Origin of the sequence: Exilibacterium tricleocarpae (assembly GCF_007004655.1) — a bacterium.
In the GTDB taxonomy this organism is placed as follows: domain Bacteria; phylum Pseudomonadota; class Gammaproteobacteria; order Pseudomonadales; family Cellvibrionaceae; genus Exilibacterium; species Exilibacterium tricleocarpae.
This window is the reverse complement of the sequence record NZ_ML660089.1, coordinates 458,086-478,999: the sequence shown is the minus strand read 5'-3', so window position 1 is coordinate 478,999 and position 20,914 is coordinate 458,086. Positions and strand designations below refer to the sequence as shown.

Annotated in this window: 4 protein-coding genes; all 4 read left to right on the top strand. The window is 57.2% G+C overall.

Features of this window, described 5'->3' with window-relative positions; genetic code table 11:
- Positions 1–178 precede the first annotated feature (178 nt).
- The 4 genes from FKG94_RS06495 (at position 179) to FKG94_RS06480 (ending at position 20,852) form a co-directional block, all read left to right on the top strand.
- Entirely contained in the window at positions 179–17,827 is a 17,649-nt protein-coding gene (locus FKG94_RS06495) for a hypothetical protein (protein ID WP_218943453.1), read from the top strand.
- Positions 17,828–17,886: 59 nt separating this feature from the next.
- Positions 17,887–18,957: a hypothetical protein gene (locus tag FKG94_RS06490; protein ID WP_142903378.1), complete on the top strand. Its 1,071-nt coding sequence runs from the start codon at positions 17,887–17,889 to the stop codon at positions 18,955–18,957.
- 45 nt (positions 18,958–19,002) lie between these two features.
- Positions 19,003–19,809: a hypothetical protein gene (locus FKG94_RS06485; RefSeq protein WP_142903377.1), complete on the top strand. Its 807-nt coding sequence runs from the start codon at positions 19,003–19,005 to the stop codon at positions 19,807–19,809.
- Between the two features lie 440 nt (positions 19,810–20,249).
- A complete protein-coding gene (locus FKG94_RS06480; RefSeq protein ID WP_142903376.1) occupies positions 20,250–20,852 on the top strand; it encodes a hypothetical protein in 603 nt (200 codons plus the stop codon).
- Positions 20,853–20,914: the final 62 nt, after the last annotated feature.

Genomic DNA, 20,914 nt, shown 5'->3' with positions numbered 1-20,914 from the left:
TGACGCCGGCGGCGGCAGCACAACATTTGACTACGACTTTACTTTCGTCGATGACCCCACTGATTCCCGGCGTTTCTTTGGCCACTACGACCGTGCTGAGCAGGAGGAGTACCCGGGTAACGGTGTTGCGGAAGATGCCGTTGATCCCTATTCGCATTTTGCCGGCGGCACGACGGTCATGGTCGATGCCCTGGGTAATAACCGGGCCTTTTCGAATGACGCCCAGTATATCGAATGGCGGCTGGCGAACGGCTACTACGCCACTTACAGCGCCGGCCAGGTCGGCTCCGATCCAAGTTTTCAGGCCCAGGTTGACGCGATCAGAACGGCTCACAGCCTGACTTACCGCTACCGGGCTGATGGCTACCTGACCGAAGTTACCGACCAGCAGGGATTCAAAACCACCTACGCCTACGACGGCGCCGACAATCTGATCAGCCTGACTGACCGCAACGGTGACGGAGCCGTCAGTAGCGACAGCCATTATTTTCGCGAGTTGAGAAAAGAATTGGGCATTGTGGATACCGCCGGTAACGGTAAGCAGGTGGCCGGGTTAACCCAGGCGGACATCAATGCCCTGATCGAGGCTTTCACTACGCATTTTACCTATGATGAACGGGGCAACCTTATCAGCCGCACCGACAATGTCGACAATCAAGTCACCTTGACTTATACCGATTTCAACACCGTGGCCAGCAGCACCTCGGCGGTGGGCAACGCCCTGGTCAGCAGCGATACCCAACTGTATCAGGAGCGGCGGATTGAGCTGGGTTATGCCGCCTCGGTAGCCGATCTATCCGCCGCAGATATCGAGGCCATACTCACCCTGCACACGACCTTCTTCAACTATGATGCCAACCAAAACCTGATCGAACGGCGCGACGCAGGTGGGGATATCACCCGTTTCGACTACGATGCATTCGGCAATCAAACGCGCCGTACGGTATTTCTCGATGCCAATGACCTGAGTGACCCGGCCAAGCAACAGATCACGCAATTCTTTTACGATGACTTTGGCAACAATATCCGCACCATCGATGCCGAGGGCAATATCACCCACAGCGCCTTCGATCACTACGGCAACCTGACCCAGTTAATCGACGCCCGGGGCAGTGTGACGTCGTTTACCTACGATGCCGACAATCGCCTGCTGACCGTGACCGACCCCGAAGGCCACACCACCATCAACACCTACGATGCGGTGGGCAACCGCATCAGCGTCACCGATGCCAACGGTCAGACCATCACCCGCCTGTTCGATCGTAACAACAACCTGCTCGCCACCATCGACCCCTCCGTCACCGATCCCCTGCAGGACCGCACCACCCGTTTTGAGTACGATGTCGTGGGAAATCGGACCGCCGCCATTGATACCGAAGGGCGGCGCACTGAGTTTACTTTCAACACACGCCGTGAATGGGTGGAAGTGCTGACCGCCGAGGTCGCTGACGCCAATGGTGACCCGGTTCGATATACCACGACTTATGCCTACGACGGTGAAAGCAACCGCATCAGCACAACCAATAACCGCGGTTTTACCACCGAGTGGGTCTATACCCGCAACAACCTGCTGTTACAGCAAACAGATGCCATCGGCCATATTACCCGCTTTGAATACGATGCCAACGACAACCAGGTGACGATTATTGCCGGAGTGCAACTTGCCGCCAGTAAACGGGAAACAGTTCGGTTGCGCTACGATGAAGAAGACCAGCTCATCACGCAAATCGACGCCGAGGGCAATGTCAGTCGCTATGCTTACGATGCACCGGGCAATCGTCTCTCCGTCACAGACGGGAATGGCAATACGACCGAATATGAGTACGACGGTAACAATCGTCTCTTGCGCGAAATACACCCGGAAACCATTGATCCGGTGAGTGGCGCGCCGGTGCGCTATACCGTCGAGCACATCTTTGACGCTAACGGCAACGAGGTGGAAACCATCGACGAAAACGGTCACAGTACCAAATTCACCTTTGACCGCGACAACAGAGTGGTCATGATCGAGGATGCCAATGGTATAAAAACCGTATTCGAATACGACAGTCGCCACAATCGCACCGCCGTAATGATCGGGGTCGAGGCAACGGCAAACACCAGCGGGCAGGTCGTTATCAGCAACAGGGATGAGGCACAGATAACCCGCTATACCTATGACGAATTCAACCGGCTCATAGCGGAAACTGACGGGGTAGGAAACGCCCTTGCGATCAGCAACAGCACACTCTACCAGGCGATCAGACAGGAACTGGGCTATGCGGCGGACGCCGCCGACTTGAGTCAAGCCGACCAGAACGCCCTGCGAAACCTCTACACTCGTCATTATATTTACGACCGGGAAGGTAATCTCACGAGCCAGACAGATCATCTCGGCAGAAGTAGAAGCTTTGCATACGACGCGCTAAACCGCATCATTTCCCAACAGGACCCGCTGGGAGAAGTGGCGAGGTTCGCCTACGACGGCAGTGATAACCTGGTAAAAGAGATTGATGAACTGGGTCGCACCACCACACACACCTACGACGCCATTGACCGGCAAACAGATACCGTTAATGCCATCGGTACCCGCACTCACCTGGCGTATGACGATTTCGATAATGTGACTAGCGGTACACGCGCCTACGGCACTGCAGAGGCCCGCACCACGAGCTACGAATACGACCTGAACAACCGTATCATCGCTGAAACAGACCCTGAGGGGCATCGCCGGTCCTTTGAGTACGATGCAGTGGGAAACCGCATCAGGGCCACAGATGGCAGAAATAACACAACCCGATACTTTTTTGATGCACTCAATCGCAACATAAAAGTCATTGATCCGTTAAGCTTTGAAACCAAGTTCGAATATGACGGTGTCGGCAACCGGCTTTCTATGACCGATGCGCGTGGCGGCATCGTCAAAATGGAGTACGACCCCGGCAACAGACGGGTCAAACAGACCGATGCCGAAGGTCGCATCACCGTCTTTTCCTTCGATGTGCGCGGCAATGAAATCGAAATGCGCAGCGCTGCGGGAACCGCCGATGAACAGGTCACAACGTTTCTCTACGACGCCGAACAAAACCTGCGTCGGGTCGTCGATGCAGAGGGCGGGATAACCGAGCAAAATTACGATCGGGTTTACAACAATACCGGGATAATCGATGCCGAGGGTAATTCCACCGTTATTGAATTCGATGCGCTGAACCGGGTTGTTCGCACAATCGATGCAGAGCAGCAAACAACGTCGTTTGTATTGGATGCGGTCGGCAATGTACTCGATCGCATCGATGCCCTCGGCAACTCCACACGCTATGTATATGACGACAACGATCGCATTATCCGTCAAATTGAGGCCAACGATGTCGAGACCCACTTTTCTTACGATACAGTGGACAACCGAACCCGGATAACATGGGCTGCCAACACGCCTGATGCCGTCACCCAACAGTTTGTCTACAACCTGGACGATCGCCTGATTGCGGAAATTGATGGGGAGGGCAACACTTACAGTTACAATTATGATGAAAACCATAACCAAACCCTGGTGACCGACCCCAACGGCAATACCACCCGGTATACCTATGATGAAAACAACCGCGTTGCACAAATAGATGATGCAGAAGGCAATATCGTCAGGTATGTCTATGATGCCAACGGCAACCGGGTGCAGGTGATAGACGGGCGCAACCAGGTTTCGACGATTTACTACAACGCCAATAATGAAGTTAGTGTCCGGGTTGATGCCGAGGGCTACGCGCGGTCAAACAGTTATGACAACAACGGTAATGTTGTCTCACAGACACTACACATGCAAGCGCTCGGTTTGCCGCTCGATCCCGAGGTGCCGCCAGCCCTGCCACAGAGTCCACAAGACCAGACGACGCTGCTCGAATATGACAACTTAAACAGAATCACGGCGCAAATCGATGCGGAGGGATATCGCGTCGAGTATCTATATGATGCGCTGGGCAATCGTTTGGAAACACATCGCTTTAGAGACTTGGCTGGCACTGATGTAGCGATTACGCGCAACTACTACGACAACGTGTATCGCGAAGTGGCAATGCTTTCCGCCGAAGGGTATCTAACGGAAATAACCTACGATGCCGTCGGCAATCAAACCTCCCGCACGGTTTATGATCTGCGGGTAAATGTCCCGGCAGACGGCCGGCCGCAGCCGCAGGCCGGCGATACCGGCCGCACGGAGCGCTCTACTTACGACAACGCCTATCGGGAGGTGGAGCGTGAAAGTGCGCTGGGGGTCCTGACGCGTTTTGAATACGATGCGCGGGGGAATCGGACGGCTATCGTAGAAGCTGCCGCCAGCGTTGACCAGCGCCGTACCGAATTTGCCTATGATCGGGGCAATCGACTTATATCAACCTCAGATGCATTGGGCACTATGACCCGGTTTGCGCTCGATAGCAACGGCAATATCATCACCCGGTTTGACGCCTTTGGTTCTCCTCAACAACGCCTGACGGCGATGGAATACGATGGCAATAACCGCCTGGTCAGAGAGACCGATGCCATTGGTGTGGTGACGTCCTTCGCGTATGACGCCAACGGCAACACCATCAGCGTGACACGGGCTGACGGCCTTGCGGAAACGAGAACCGACTATCGCCATTACGATGGCAACAATCGCCTAATTGCCACCATCAATGGCGAAGGGGAGCGCACCGAAAATCGTTACGACGGCGCGGGCAATGTGGTAGCGGTTATTGAGGCGCCCGGACTCGCCGAGGAGCGGGTTACGTTACTCGAGTATGATCGCGACAACCGCCAAAGTGCAGAAATTGACGGCGAGGGCGTGCGCACAGAGTATCGCTACGACGGTGTGGACAATCGCGTTGAAGTTATCGAGGCCGCCGGAGTTACCGGCGTAGAGCGTCACAGTTACTTCGATTACGACCTGGATAACCGGTTGATTCAATCGATCAACCCGCTGGGAGGGACGCAGACTTTCGACTACGATGTGCTCGGCAATCGCACTGTGATAACTGACGAAAATGGCGGTATCGAACAACGCAGCTACGACCTGATCGGCCGTTTGACGTCCTCCCTAAGCGCCGGCGGCACCCTAACCGTTAACACCTACGATTTGCGCAACAATCTGCTAAGCCAGACCACGTCCTTCGCCGACGGCACGGATGCGCGCACGCGAAGCTTCACCTACGACCTGCTCGATCGGCAAATCCGCGTAACCAACGGCAATGACTTTAGCACCACAACGACCTATGATGTGTTCGGCAATCGTGCCACAACCACCCGCGGGCTCTATCTGGTCGACGCTGCCGATCCCGCCTACGACCCCGCCAAAGCCCTGTTGGCTCTCCCACAGACGACAACGACAGTATACGACGCAGTCGACAGGCTGATTTCCACCACTGACGCCCTCGGCAATCAGATGGTCTTTGAGTACGACGCCGTGGGCAACCGCACCGCCAGTATCGATGGCGCCAACGTCAATTCAGATCGGCGCACCCGCTATAGCTACGACCTGGCAAATCGCCTGACTGAAGTGATAAATCCTGAAGGCGGCATCACCCGCAATCAATACGATGCCCTGGGCCAGGTCGTTAACCGTCTGCAACTGCAGAGCGACGACGGTGTGGGCAATCAAGTTTGGATTAGCACCCATTTTGATTACAACGATGCCGGTCGCAACACCGCCGAAATCGACGGCGAGGGACTGCGCCGGGAATTCGAATATGATGCGGTAGGCAATAGAATTCTCACGCGGTTTGCTGCCGGCACTGGCGATGAGACGATCACGCGGGCGGAATTTGATTTAAACAACCGTATCACGGCTGAAATTGATGGCGAAGGTTTCCGTGTCGAGCACGTATATGACGCTATAGGCAACCAGATCAAGACCACAGATGCCCGCAACGCCACCACCCGCTTTTACTACGATGCGGATAATCGCATTGTCAGTATGCTGGATGCAGAAGGCTATATCATCGAATCTGAGTACGATGCGTCCGACAACCAGATTACACGCCGTGAAAGCTTTACCCCCTTCGCCGGTACTGCCGATGACTTTATCAAGCCGACCGCACCCGACTCGAGTCTGGATAGAACGACCCGCTTCACTTACGACGGCGCCGGCCAACTGATCCGGGAGGTCGACCCCGAGGGCGGAGAGTTTAGCTATACCTATGATGCCGCCGGCAATCGGGTGGCATCGATGGATGCGTTGGGCAGACAAACGACTTTTGCCTTCGACCTCAATAACCAGCTAATTTCCCAGATCGATCCGAACGGCATCGAAACCCGCTTTGGCTATGACGTTGTCGGCAACCAGACGTCGATCGAGCGGGCGGCAAACACCACCGACGCATCGGTGACCGCATTTGTTTACGACCTCAACAACCGCTTGGTTCAGCAGGTAAACGGCCTGGGCAACACTGAAGTCGCTGTGACCTATGACAAGGCGGACAATCGGGTATCCGAGGTGGACGCCAACGGCAATGCTGTTCTATCAGCCTATGACTTGAATAACCGCACTGTCAGTGTCAGGGATGGAGAGGGATTCACCACGCATTACGCTTACGATGGCCGCGGGAACCAGGTCAGCATCACCGATGGTCGAGGCAATGTAGAAGTCCGCTACTACGACAACAACGACAGGATGACCTATAGAGTCGACAGACAGGGCTTTGTCAGCGGTTTTGAATTTGACCCCAATGGCAATGTCACCCGGCAAACACTGTTTATGCAGCCAGTGGCCTATCCTGCCGATCCGGCACAGGTGCCGGCCCCCACTCCCACAGCCCAGGATCAGCAAACCAGCTTCGAGTACGACGGGCTGGATCGCTTAACCGCGCGAGTGGATGGCGAGGGCTACCGCACCGACTATGTGCTCGACGCGACCGGCAACAGGTTACAAACGATTCAGTACCGGGACCTGGCCGGAACCGATACCGCCGTGCGCCACAGCTTTTTTGACCGCCTGGATCGAGAGATCGCCACAGTTACCGCTGAAGGTTATCTGACGCTCACCGGCTACGATGCGATGGGCAACCGGCTTACCTCGACAAGATACAATGAACCGGTCGTCGTTGGCGGCGGCTTACCCTCTCCCCTGCCCGGCGATCCCGGCCGCATCGACACATTTTCCTATGACGCCGCCGATAGGCTCTTGCGCCGCACCAATGCTTTAGGTATTCACACGGATTTTGAATACGATGCCCGCGGCAATCGAATCGCAACCCTCGAGGCAGCCGATACCTCGAGTGTTCGCCGCACAGAAACGGGCTATAACCTGGACGATAGAGTCATCAGTCAAACCAATGCCGAAGGCGTGGTAACTTTCCACGAGTTGGATGGCAACGCCAACATTATCGCCCGTTACGAGGCGTTTGGCACCGCCGCGCAAAGGGTCACTTTATACGACTATGACGGCAACGACAGAATAACCAAAGAGACCAACGCGCTCGGCTTTGTAACAGCGATGAGTTATGACGGCGCCGGTAATAGGGTCGCCGCAACCCGGGCCCAGGGTACAGTCGATGAGCGCACAGAGCTGTTTGCCTACGACCGTGTCAACCAACTGGTTTTGGAAACCAATGGCGAGGGCGAACAAACGGCTTACGCCTACGATGCGGCAGGCAATCGCATCAGCCTGACTCAGGCGCCGGGACTGGCCGATCAGCGCAGCGCTGTATTTGAATATGATCGCGACAATCGCCTGACAGTCGCCACCGATGGCGCAGGCGTGCGCACCGAATACCGTTATGACGGCGCGGACAACAAGGTAGAGACGATTCAGGCGGCCGGTGTGCCCGGCGAGGAACGACACACGTTTTACAGCTACGATCTGGACAACCGTCTCGTTCAGGCCGTCGATCCGATAGGGGGTACCACCCTCTACACTTATGACGTACTGGGCAATCAAACTGAAATAGTCGATTCGAACGGCGGCGTGCGCACCAACACGTTTGACGGTCTGGGCCGGGTGTTGACCTCTTTATCTGCCGGCGGTATTTTGACAGCCAATACTTATGATGTATTCGATAACCTAATTGAGGTAACACAGTCTTTCGCTGATGGCAGTGACGCACGCACCACACGCTACGCCTATGACCAACTTGATCGCCAGGCACTGATTACCGATGCGGACGGTTTTAGCACCAGCATTCAGCACGATGCCTTCGGCAACCAAACAACGGTCACACACGGCCAATACCTGGTGGCGGTGAACGATCCTGTCTATGACCCCGCCAAAGCCGCCCGCGCCGCCGTGCAGTCCAACGCTTTTGATTACGATGCGGCCGACCGCCTGACAAGGCTAACCGACGCTTTGGGTGTCACGACGGAATACGGCTATGACGCCGTAGGCAATCGCACTCGTACCACTGAGGCGGCAAACAGCTCACAACCGAGAACGACGTTACTCAGCTACGACCTGGCCAACCGCCTGGTGCAAACACAGTCCCCAGCGGGCGGTGTTGCCATCAACACTTACGACGAAGTGGGCAATAAAATTGGCGAGAGTATTCTGCAAAGTGATGACGGCACAAACCAGGTATGGATTGACCTGGCGTTCGAATACGATGGTAACAATCGCCGCATTACAGAAATTGACCCCTACGGGGTAAGAACCGAATTCGAATACGACGCCTTGGGTAATGAAATCCTCAAGCGGGTGGCAGCGGGCACCGGCGATGAACGCGTTACCCGCGCCGAATACGACTTAAACAACCGGATTTCCGCAGAGATCGATGGCGAGTTAAACCGCAGTGAGTACGAATACGACGCCTTGGGCAATCGCATCAAGGCAACCGATGCATTGGGGCGGGTAGCGCGGTTTTACTTTAATGCCGCCAATAAACTGGTATCGGTGCTCGACCCTGAAGGCTATGTCAACAGCTTTGCGTATGATTCGGCCGGCAATCGCGTGGGCGAGATAATTTACTTTAACCGCTACACGGGCACGGTTGATGATCGGGTCGCGCCTGATCCGACCCCCTCAGTGAATGACCGCAGCTTTACCTCCATTGTCGATGGCAACGGCAGGATCATCCAGCGTATCGAGTCCGACCAGTCCGTACACAATTATGAATATGATGCGGTGGGAAATCTAATTCGGGAAGAACAGTTTGCAAATTCTGCGGCGGCCCGCGAGATAACCTATCAGTACGATAACAACAATCGCCTGCAGACCTTTACCGATGTGGATGGCACAATCACCACCCTCACCTATGACGCGGCCAACAACAAAGTCAGTGAATCTATCTTTAACGGCAGCGATCCGAACACCAGGCGCACGACCACATTTGGCTACGACCTGAACAATCGTCAAATTGCGGAAACCTTTGATCCGGACGGCCTGAACCTGCGGCAGTTTATCGAGTATGACCTGGCGGGCAACGCCATAGCCAATACCGATGCCAACGGCCGGATCACGCGCGTCGAATACGACTTGAACAATCGCGTGGTGCGCCAGATCGACGCTTTGGGAAATACCACATCCTTTGCCTACGATGCGGTGGGCAACCAAACATCGCTGACGGACGGCAACGGTAATGTCGCGGATTTTGTCTACGATAACAACAACCGGGTAGTACAGGAAATCTCGCCGGCGGTCACCGTCTACACAATCGATAGCGGCTTCACCAGTCTGCGGCCCACCATCACCCGCGCCTACGACGCCGCCGGCAACGAAATCCAGGTGATCGACGCCGCCGGCTTCGTCACCACCCGCTACTACGACAGCAACAACCGGGTGTTAGCGGAAATCAACGGTGACAATGCCCTGCGCGAATGGACCTATAACGCCGCCGGCGAACAGGTGGGTGAGACTCTCTACCTGACCCGCCTGAACGCTGCCGCCCAAGACCCGTCACAGCGACCCGCGGCCCCCGCCGGCATCTCACGCACGACGACCCGCGAGTACGACCGGGGCGGGCGTGTCACCCGTATTGTGCACCCGCAGATCGAAGTGACCGGCCTCACCGGCACAGACGCCAATAATCCCTCGATCACCACCGCCGTGCTCAGTCCGGAGGAACGTTTTGTCTACGATGCCTTCGGCAATCAAATCGAGATTATTGACCGCAACGGCAATCGCACGGTGGCCTACTACGATGCCAGGGACCGCCTGGTGGCTCAGGTGGACCCGCAAGGCTACCTCACGGAATTTGACTACGATACCCAGGACAACGTCGTGGAGCAGCGGGTTTACACGCAGCCGCTGGATATCGCAGCGCAGACTCCGGCCAGCCGGCCCACAGTGCCCGCCGGCGAAGTCTACCAGACCAGCCGGCGCTACGACGCCGCCAGTCGCCTGGTGGAAGAAGTCGGACCGCAAGTAGAAGTCTTCGACCCCGCGACACTGATCACCGGCAGCGAGCGCGTGATCACCCGCTTTACCTATGACGGGGTCGGCAACCTGCTGACCCGTACCCTCGCCGCCGGCAGCACCCAGGCATTTACCGAATACAATTACTATGATGCCCTCAATCGCCGGATCGCGGTGGTGGACGGCAACCGTGTGGCCAATCTGTTTAGTTACGATGCCAACGGCAACCAGACGCAGGCCAAGCGTTTGTTCAATCCGGTGGCTGCAAGCGTGGACCTGGCCGGCCTTGGCGGCACAACAGACTTTGCCGCCCTGGTGGGCAGCAACCACAACGACCAGCAGCTCAATCGCCTGTATGACGCCCTCAACCGCCTGGCTGCGGAAACCGAATTGATGGGTGCCGGCAGCGCCGATGACCTCACCCGGATGTTCGGTTACGACGCCAACGGCAGACGTACCCGGGCGGTGGATGAAGACGGCTTTGTGCAACAGTTCAGCTACAACGGCGCCGGCAGCCTGATCCGTTCCGTGAGCCCGGACGGCAGCGGCACCGTGTACGAATATGATGCCGCGGGTAACCAGATTTTCGCCTTTACCGGCCAGTTGGATTCGGTACCGCTGCCGGCGGCCAATCTCGAGGCCGCCCTCGGCGAGAATCTCACCATCGGCTGGACCTTGCCACCGGGTGCCAACGTGCAGTCCTATGTGGTTTACGACACCACCAGTCGCAGTGATCCGGCCGGGTACACCAACCGGGGCGCGGTCCAGAGCACCTGGTTGAGCGAAAGCGGCTCAAGCGTCATTCCCGCCGCCAACCTCAATCCCGGTGACACCCTGTTTTTCCGCGTGGTAACCCAAGATGCCGTAGGCAGCCTGACCTGGACGGCGGAGCAATCCATCACCATCCCGCCGCGCCTCAACGAGGTGGCGGTGGCGCAGACCGCCGCCGACACCCTCGAGGTAACTGCCCGCTTCGACACCGGTGTTATCAACCCGACCATCGCCTTCGGTATGCCCGGCTCCACCACCACTGTGCAGGCCATGACCAGCCTCGGCGACGGTCTGTTTCGCGCCACCCTGAGCGGGATCGCCAACCCCCAGGAACTGGCCTACCGCCTGCAATGGCAGGACGCCGGGGGCGCGAGCTATAGCAGCGATGAGATACCCTTCGAAGCTGCGGGAGAACATCTCGGCGTCACCACACAATTGACCGAATCCACTGTGGTGGTGGGCAGCGAGACCTTCTATCGCATCAATGCCGACACCACGCTGCCGGCCGGCTTTGCCGCGGACCTGCTCGGCGTTTCGGCTACCTGGGTCAATACCGCTGATGACAGTGTCCGCGGCAGCGCCAGTGTCGAAGGCGCCGACAGCGGGCTTGGTTTTATCGACTTCCCGGTAGTCATCGGCGCCGGTGCGGCACCCCTGCCGGCCGGTACCTATACCATCACGCTGCGCGCGGTGGGAGAAAACAACGATACGATTCTGAACACCTTCGACGTGACTGTGGGCACGACCCTGCTGGACGCCACCGAGCGCAGCATCAGTTGGACCCTGCCCGAGATCGGCGACAGCCAGGTGGTGATTGTCGACGGCCAGCGCGCCAATGCCTTGCGCGAGGGCAGCCGCCTGGTAGTCGATGCCAATCCGGCAGCGGCGGGCAGCCTCGACTACAGCGCCTTCTACGGCAGTGCTTTCGGGGCCACCCACACCACCACAATAACCTCAACCGAGATTACCGAGACTGACGACAGCACCGATCCGCCGACGGTAACGATTCTCGGCTATGACCTGGACATCTCAGCCGTGCTGGCCAACGCCGAGGTGGCCAATGTCAGCGGCGAGGTGCGCCTGGCCTGGCGCACTGCGCAAAGCGGCACCGGCTTTGCCAATGATATCGCCCTGACCGCCAGCGGTGACACGTTTGCAACTACCCTGGCGCTCCTGGCTGCCGGTGACTACGATCTCAAAATTTACTACCTCGACGGCGACGGTAACGAGGTTGTTGTCGACTGGTTGCGAATCAACACCGATACCGCCAGCACCAGTGTCACGGACAACTCGGTAACGCTGACCGGCGCCGCCGAGACCGACGGGGAAATCAGCCTCTCCGCCGCCGGCGTTATCACCGTCGATCCGGGTCTCTACAGCGGTCCCCTGCCCGCCGGTGCCGGCGCACTGAGCCTGCCGACCCTGGCCACCGGTGGCGAGGGAGGCAGTCAACAGGTCGATGGCAGCGACACGGGCTATTTCACTGAAAACCGTTATGACGCCCTCAACAACCTGATCGCCACCAATGCCGAAAGCGGCGTCTGGCGCGAATTCGGTGTCGATGCCAACGGCAACACCCTGGTCACCCGAAGCTTTGGCGAAGAGGGTGCGCCCGATCCCATTGTCAGCCTGGCTGCCTACGACGGTCGCAACCGTGAAGTGGCACGATTTGCCCCGCCAGTGAACGGCCAGCGCGCAGTGACGCGTTTCGAATACGACGTGCAGGACAATATCGTGCGCGAAATCGATCCCCTGGGCGGCCACATCCGCCGCACCTGGAATGCCCTGGGCAGCCAGCTCACCGAACAAAACCAACTGTTTAACACCACCACCTTCCGCTACGATCGCCTGGGCCGCAACACCGCGGAGATCGATGCGCTCGGCAACGCCCAATACAAGTTCTACGACACCCTGGGCAACCTGATCCAGGAAATCGATGGCGAGGGCAACGCCACCACCTACACCTACGATGTGTTCGGCCGCCGTATCCGCATGACCAACGCCCTGAACCAAAGCGTCACTATGACTTACGACCAGCGCGACCGTCTCGTCAGTGCCAACGATGCCCTGGGCCATACCACCACCTACGCCTACGACGGGCGCAACAACCGCACCCGCACCGTCGACGCCAATGGCCATGAGTCGCGCCAGGTTCGCGACGGCCTGGGGCGGGTCACCGACACCGTGACCCTGCAAAACGGCCGGGAAATTCACGAGCGCCAGCAGTACGACGCTTATGGCAACCTGGTGGCAAGCATTGACGGGGCCGGCCGGATCACCACCCGGGTGTTCGGGGCTTTTGGCCGCCTCCTGCAACAAATCGATGCCGGCGGTCGCATCACCTTCTTCGACTACGACGACCAGGGCCGGGTCAGCCGCGAATTCGCCGCCAACGGCAAAGATATCCGCCGCAGTTACGACGCCGCCGGCAGGCAGGTGGAAGTCAACGACCTCGGTACCGGCGTGCGCACCACTTACACCTACGACCTGGCGGGTAAGCGCCTCGGCGAAATCACCAACACGCCCGGCAATGCACACAACCGCGACATCACCTACCAATACGACGCCGTCGGCCAGATGACTCGCTGGTTTGACGGCATCACCGGCATGCACACCAATTACCAGTGGGACCACGCCGGCAACCTGGCGCGGGCCTTCACCGACCTGGGTTACGACCCCGACGGCGAAGGGCTGGATGCCAACACCCGCTTTGTCGACCATGTCTACAGCTACGATGCCAACAATCATGTGGTCCAACAGACGCAGCGCGGGTCCATTCTCGTTCAGTATGGCTACGATGCCGCCAACAACCGCATCATGGTGAACAACGAAGGCACAGTTACCGAATATACCTTCGACGCCGGCGGGCGTGTGACAGCGGCCGAAAGCGGCGGCAATAAAACCGCCGACTGGCAATACGACAAGGTCGGCAATGTCACCCGCTTCCGTACTTTCAACAGCGACGGCTCGGTGGACAAGGTCACCACCCGGCAGTACTACGAGAACAACCGCAACTTCTTTACCAACGACGACGGCCAGCAGACCACCCAGACCCTGGATGACGCCGGTAACGTTACCCGCACCAAACTGGTGGATGACGGCAATACCTTCTACTTCGACCATATCTACAACAGCGCCGGCCAGGAAGTGCGCATCAACGCACGCGGTAAAGACGCCAGCGGTCGCACCACCAACACCTATGATGTCAACGACAACCTTGTGACCCTCAACAAGGGTATCGGTGACGAGCAGGACCGGGCCGAAGTGCAGCGCTTTGTGTATAACAACGACGGCCAAATCCTGTATCGCTTTAACGACACCGGCAACGACAACGATATCTTCGAAACCGAATTCGCCTACGCCAACCGCAACCCGGTGGGTCAAACCGGGAATACCGAAGATGCGGCCAGTGAAACCCTGCTCGATACGGGGAGATATAACCTGGTCCAACCCCTGGGTGAAGACTTTCCCAACAGCGCGGTGACCTCTGTGACCACCTCTGCCGGCGATACCCTGCAGGGCATCGCCGCCGCGGTCTACGGCAATCCGAGTCTCTGGTTTGTCATCGCCGAAGCCAACGGCCTGGTGCCGGGCGAGCCCCTTGCCGAAGGCCAGCGCCTGCAGATCCCCAACACAGTGAAAACCGGCCGTCTCACGGCCGACACCCATGTGGTGTACAACGAGGGCGATATTATCGGTTCGACCCTGCCCAATCTGAAGTCTGATTCCAAGGACGACGGCTGCGGCAGCTTTCTCGCCATAATTATCGTCGCCGTGATCGCTGTGGTGGCAATCATAGCGACCGCCGGCCTCGCCACCGCCGTAATTGCCCCGGCTCTCGGCGCCATAGGCCTCAGTGGTGCCGCGCTCACGGTGGCCAGTTTTGCCATTGCCGGTGCCATAGTCGGTGCCGCGGCCGCCATCGTGCAGCAGGGTATCTTTATCGCCCTCGGCTACCAGGATGACTTCAGTTGGAGAGCGGTGGCGACCGGGGCGATCACCGGCGCCCTGTCCGGCGCCGCCCAGGGACTTGGCAAACTGGTTGAAGTCGGACAGTTGGTCGGCAACGCAGCGAAGTTTGCGAAACTCTCGGCACGCGCCTTACAGGTAACCTCCGCAGCCGTTAAACAGGTGCGGGAAAACGACGGTAAGATCACCAGTTGGGCCAGCCTGGCGGCCGCCGGTCTCGGCCCGGTACAAGGCGTTAAAGCCGACGGCTCGGTCGGCGCCCTGGTCGACTCGGTGGCCACGGAGGTGGGCGGCGCCCTGGGCGCCACCATCCAATACGTCACGCCCTGGCTGAGTGTGGCCGAGAGTTTTGTGCGCAACGAAGAGATATCAGCCGCCACCTGGGCCAGCGCCATCGGCAGCACCCTGACCACCGGCTTGTCACGCAGTGGAATTGGCGCCGAGCCAATTTTTGACGGGCTCAACCTGACCGGCAATCAACTGGCAACCAATTTGCTGGTCAGCGGCGGTCTGGCCCTGTTCGATAAGGAAGCTGGGGAGGATTATATCGCCAGTTCAATTGGCAACGAAATTGGCACTTTCCTCGGCCAGAGCCTTGCCGATGCCACCGGACTGACCGCTCTGGCACAGCAGGGTACCGCGGCGTTGCAGGCGGAGGTTCGCCGCGACCAGCGTATTAACCGACAGTTGCTGCTGCTGGACAAGCTGGCACAAAACTTTGAGGAGATCGACCCGCAAACCCGCAGCGAAGTGCAACAGTTAATCGAGGAAGGCGGACTTCTGCAGGAAATACTGACCGAGAATTTCGCCAATGAGTTCGGCGACGGGGTACTGGGTAAATTCAACGGTGAAAATATCGTACTGGACCAAAACCTGGTCGACCGTGCCAGAACGGATGCCAATGCGGCCGCACTGTTGTTTGGTGTTCTGGTGGAGGAAGAGGCCCACCTGATCGCCGCCGCGCTTGAGCAGCGCCTGGGCATTTCGGATTTCGACTTGGATGAAGGCGCGCTGACCAGCGGCCAGGTGCTGTCTGAAATTGCCGCCGCCGGTAATCCCGTATTGTTTGATTTATCGCTTGACGGTGAAATCAGTCTGTTCGCCTTCGGTGCGGAAAATGCGCTCAATGCCGTCGATCAATTCTTCACCGAACGGCGCATCGCCGGCGATCTGCAAGTTAACGGCGTTGAATTTAACGTCGGCGGCAACCAGGACCCTCGATTGAACGACGGCACCCGTAACGGCCTTGATAAAATTCGCGCGCTGACCGAGCAGGTAAGAAGCCAGCCCAGTGCGACGTCCATTCGGGAACTGCAGGAACTGCTGGGGGTTGAGCAAACCGGTCAACTCGATGAGAGGACGTCCCTCGCACTCTCTACTTTTGAAACTATCGCCGCCAATCAGGCAAACTTTGCCGAATTTGCCTCCGACTTGACCGGTACCGATTTCAGCTCAGACCTGGTTGCGGCGCAGTCGTTGGGCATTATCAGTGAAAATGGCTTTAACTTCGACCGCGTCCGCCTGTTACAAGCAACGGCCAGCAATGATGGCACACCGGCACAGGACTTCCTGTTCGAGAATGATGCCTTTGCGAATTTCTCTGTCGAGGAACCGGACGGCTCATCGGTAACGACACTGTCTCTCAACAACGAATTCCTGATCATTGGTACCAACGGCGCCGATTTTCAACAACTCGACTTTGGTAATTCAACGGTCAGTGCCAAAGACCTGGCCACCCGGGAAGGACTCACGGCGATTGATGCCGCAGCGGTGCTGACCGAAAACGAATCCTTTGAAAGTTCCCGGGTCACCACCGCGCTCGCCGCTGTCTGGCAGGGCGGCCAGGCCGGTTACCGGGCTTACTTGAGCAACAGTCCGGCACCTGCCACCGCTGCGCAACGGGCCCAGGCCAGAGCGGAGTTTCGCAACTCCCAGGCCAACGCCTCCACCGGCTTCAGAGGGGTAAGCCGAGCGGACAAGGGCCTGGCCGGTGAGAGCGCCGCCCGGGCGAGCTACCTGCGCCGCGGGTATACCGAAATGCAGGCGCGACTGGCCCGCAACAACGGGTTTGACGGTGTCTTCGTAAAAAGAGCCAGAAATGGGCGGGTAGTCGACGTTGTTATCAGTGAGTCCAAATTCAGCGCCAATGGCAACGCCCGTATGAGCAATACACGCACGATGGGCAGACAGCTCGGCGTGCGCTGGATCAATGCCAATATCAACAACCTGCTCGAGTATCCGACAGGTAGTCCACAGCGGGCGACGGGGGAATTTTTAAATCGCAATCGCAATTTGATCCGCACCGAAACCAATACCCTCGACGCGCGCGGCAACAACCGCTGGAACAATATCAGTAATACGCCGGAAATTACGCCCAGACTAGGTGCCGATGCCGCCAGAACCCAGGCTGACTTGGCCAGGGCGGCAAGAATCGGACGCGGTGCCCGCATTGTCGGAAGATTCGGCCTGGTGTTTGGCGCCGGCGTTGACGCCGTCCGCCTGGGCTCGGAAATCGCTGAAAGCTCTGAAACCGGCGACTGGAGCAATACCGGTCGAGCGGCTTCGGAAATCGCCGGCGGTTGGGCGGGTGCCTGGGCCGGCGGTAAAGTTGTCGGCGCCGCCGGCGCCTCCCTCGGCGGCCTCATCGGCAGCGTGGTGCCCGTACTCGGCACCGCGACAGGTGCAGTGATCGGTGGTATAGTGGGCGGCGTGATCGGCGGCGCACTTGGCTACTTCGCCGGCAGTGAAGCGGGTGGTTTCGCCTTTGACCAGGCGAGCGGTTCACAGGACTAGCGCCGATTCACAAGGCCGGCATTACCATCTCTCCATCTACCGACAGCTGGGGTTGTTAATTGACTGACTTGGCAATGGATTTTTCATTCCTGGAAAATCCGGTTTTAGTGGGGCCGAACAACGAGGTTTACTGTGTAAACACAGGCGGCGCACTGAATCGCATCGCCGGTTTTGGCCCCGATCAACCACTGATTGCGATTGAATGTGGGTCCAGCGCCATGGTCAACTGGCTGCTGGCGAACAGGGCCCTGGGTCTGTTCGACAAAACCAGCGGCGAGTGGCATGTCAAAGACCTGAGCACTTTAAATAAACAAGGCGAGTGCAGAGTCAGACAGTTCCAGGCGGACTGCCCACTCGTTTTTTGGTTGTGCATCAGCTTTGGCGACGATCTCTACACCCTGTCAGTTTCAGCGCAGGGGATACAGGAGTTCGTGATTGAGCGCCCCCTCAAGCTGGGTTGCTTCTGGCAGGTTGGCAAGTCTGTGATCTCTTATCTCGGCTATGCCGACAATGCCGTGCAACAGCTCATCACCACGGCCGATACCGGTGAGGCCAGTCTTGTTTTTGGCGATGGTGACGAGGCGTTTTTCGAGTGGCTGGGCGGGCAACTGTCGCTGCGAAACAGCCTGCATTTCCCGCTCGCTGCTGCAACGGAAAATATCGTGGACTGCCTGGCAGGCTTCACCAAAACCGGTGACAGAACTGTCCTCCTGCAGGTTAAAGCAGGTGAGCAAGCGCAGGGAATCCTGCTGGTCAAAATCGGTATCGACAACCTAAAACACCCGCTGCAGTATTTTCCCGATACCCGCTTTATCAGCCAACTTGACATCGATGCAAAGCTCTGCTTCTTCTACCTGGCAAAGGAAAACACCAATAACATACTTTGTATTAAGTACGATAGTGGCGACTATCAGTGGGGAGACTGCCATATCGATGGTGAACCAAACTGGGATCTTAGTATCGACAGATTCCTCCATGCAGAAAGCGTAGGCATTTTCGCTCTCGCCATCCCGAAAACGACACGACCAGACCCGTCCGGAGAAAAGCTTTCCGAAAAAATGGCCATCGTAAAAAGCAACGACGGGCTTGATTTTGAGACTGTTTTAAAATTGCCTCGGACTGACCATTGATTCCAGGTGCGTATTCCACCCGCAACATCCAAAAAAATTGACACTATGAAACAGACAAAAGATGAGCTTGCAAGAATCTACGGCGATGTTGAGAAGCGATGGAGAGAGACGCTAAAAGAGGAAAAAAAAAGCCGTCCCTCAGACACCTACCCGAGCGTGCGTTTAATACACGACGGCTATACCTTGGCGGTTGGCGCCTATTTACTCGAGAACAACATCGCGGCTTTTGTAGAAAAAGTCAACTTGGTTTTACAGACCATTGCGAAATTGTATCAGCGCCACGAAGCAGGTGAAGTGATCGATTTAGTGCGCGACTGGCCGTTCCAGCATGAATTTTTCTTCTACGCGCTGTGTATTAACGACCTGGATTTTGCGACAGAGCTGGCAAACAAGTGTGACCCGGAACAGTTACAGCCTACCGAACAACAACACCCCTTTAATGAAGAGTTCACTTACGCGTTGCGGCTGTTACTATTGGACAACAATACCGAGGCAAAGGCCTGGATAGATAAGTTCGAAAAACGGTGTCAACACAAAAAGAACGCCATGTATGCGGGCTACGCTGCGGCCTTTCGCGCAATTAGCGATAAAGATCCCAAGGCACTCGATAAAGCCTTACAGAAAATGGTCGACGACTACCCGAGGCAAAGTAAAAGCGGGGAATTCTTTCACCACGTGCACAAAGCGCTCCTGTGCTTCTATGGGGTTGGTATGATACATCTGGCCCGCCACCATGGGCTGTCCGTATCATTTGATCACCCATTGATTCCCAAAGCACTTAGTGACCTGCCGCCACACGTCTACGTGCCGCCTAAAACGGGGTTGTTCAACACTCTGCTAAAGGGCTCGTAACCGCTGGCATTCACCGCGGAGGTTACGCGGTGCACCCACAGCAAATCACTGAGGTGATCGAGTGCCGCCTCAACGGTCACGCAGACACTGGCGATCAGGTTGTGGCCGCCGGCATTTTCAGGTGCGCGGCTCAGTGAATGCATGTCATGCCAGCGCTGGCGATACCAGCTCAAATCGGTGATTTCAATCGAGGCGCTTTCATGCTTTACCGCCCGCGTGTACTCCGTCTTCTATATATCTCGACTTTGTCGGCACGGCCCTGCACCTTGTGACAAGCCGTGATACTACCAAATATAGGCATTTAAATCCTTAGTTGTTTTGAGTGCAAAAGACTTTTTGCCGTTTGCTACTGCTCAACTATAGTCCTATTATGTAACGGCCTGGTCACTATTACGGACCGGCGTGACGTGCAGTCAGGTACCTAGTCAAAAAGAATAATCATGGAAGCGATTCTCAGTTTTATCGAAAAGCATTTCCGGCATCCAATGGTTCCGCTGTTTTTTATGCTGGGAGCCGCCCTGAGCTTGTTGGGTATCACCTCGGGGCTACCCATAGAGGGTTATAAAGAGCTGGTTACTACCAATGACTTTCGCTATCTCAGCGTGGCCCTGGGTGTCATCTGTATTGCAATAGCCATATTCATATATTACAACCCCCCGGGTGCACCTGCGGCCGGCGAAGGCGGCCCCGCGGCAAATCCTGCCGGCGATATCAACTCCCCGATTGCCCTGCCCTCCGAGCTGCTGCTGCCCTGGCCCGCTCGCAGGGACTATTTGACCCAGTATCAACGCCGCCTGCTGACTTATCTGGAAGAATCCGGAGATATCAGGTTTTCAGCGATATTAGAAGCATTTCCCGAACGAGCGAGTGAGGAACTGTTTTACCGCCTCGAGCAGCTCCGCTTGCTCGGATTTATCGTCTACGAACAAATAGGCGCTAAAAAAGCTGATCCCGATGCGCATTGCTATCGCCTGAGTGAAGCCTATGCGGCTGAAGTCCGCGAAATGTTATCGGGAATGACGGTGCGGGCGACCAAAAAATAGACTGACAAAGTTGCTGACAGCCCCCGTTGTTATCTGCCTGTCTCTTGTGTGCTTACACCACC

Bases quoted from the DNA above. Each gene is read 5' to 3' on its own strand.
- FKG94_RS06485 (WP_142903377.1), top strand. From the start codon at position 19,003: ATGAAACAGACAAAAGATGAGCTTGCAAGAATCTACGGCGATGTTGAG.
- FKG94_RS06495 (WP_218943453.1), top strand. From the start codon at position 179: ATGGTCGATGCCCTGGGTAATAACCGGGCCTTTTCGAATGACGCCCAG.
- FKG94_RS06480 (WP_142903376.1), top strand. From the start codon at position 20,250: ATGGAAGCGATTCTCAGTTTTATCGAAAAGCATTTCCGGCATCCAATG.